At 75.9% G+C, this 806-nt stretch carries 1 protein-coding gene; it reads left to right on the plus strand.

All coding sequences use genetic code 11. The annotated features are described in order from the left end of the window. The first annotated feature begins 106 nt into the window (after window positions 1-106). Window positions 107-757: a hypothetical protein gene (locus ACYVE9_RS29130; protein ID WP_461030875.1), complete on the plus strand. Its 651-nt coding sequence runs from the start codon at window positions 107-109 to the stop codon at window positions 755-757. Window positions 758-806: the final 49 nt, after the last annotated feature.

Here is an 806-nt window from a genome sequence, read left to right on the forward strand (position 1 = left end):
CCTCCCGCTGTCTGCGGCTTGCCGGGCCGGCCGGCCGCGCACGGGCCCCGCCTCGCGCACCGGCCCCCGCAGACCCGCACACCCGCTTCGCAGAAGGGCACGCCCCATGTCGAACATCGCACAGCGCACCATCGCGGACCCGCTCTTACGGCGGCTGCTGCGTCTCCTGGCCCTCTGGGTCACCCTGATCGCGTCGCTCGTCGGAGTCGGCACGGCGACCGCCGTCTCTCCGGCCGGACCGCCCCAGGGAGCCCCGGCAGCCAGGACGGCGGAAGCAGCGCACCCAGCGGACGCGGGGCCGGCGCCCGCGTCGGGAACGGCACGCGCGTCGGGAACGGCACGCGCGTCGGACACGGCCACCGCGGTACCGCCCGGGCGCTCCCTGGTCGGCGTCTGGGACCTGACCGTGACCGTCGGCACGGGGTCCGACGCCGCGGTGACCGAACCGCGCTTCTTCTTCCACGCCGACCACAGGTTGACAGCGGAGGGCCCGCCGGACGGCAGTGGACAACCGGAGTACCTGGCCACCGGTTTCTGGAACGCGCGGCCGGACGGCTCGTTCGCCTTCTACGTGACCCATCCCGGCGGTCCCGAGGCGTCCCACCCGGGCACCATCCAGGGCGTGCACATCGGCCGGATCACCGGTCGGACGTTCACCACCCGCGCGGTCGCGTTCACCACCGACGACGCCACCGGCCAGGTGGACGGCCCGATCACGGTGCGCAGCCGCGGCAGGTGGGTGCCCGCCTCCCGCTGAGCGGCCGGCAGCGCGGCGGTGCCCCTGCCGGGAGCGGGGCCGGCAGGGG

Source organism: Streptomyces sparsus (assembly GCF_054776295.1).

Coding starts and splice junctions, on each gene's coding strand:
- ACYVE9_RS29130 (WP_461030875.1), top strand. CDS start 107: ATGTCGAACATCGCACAGCGCACCATCGCGGACCCGCTCTTACGGCGG.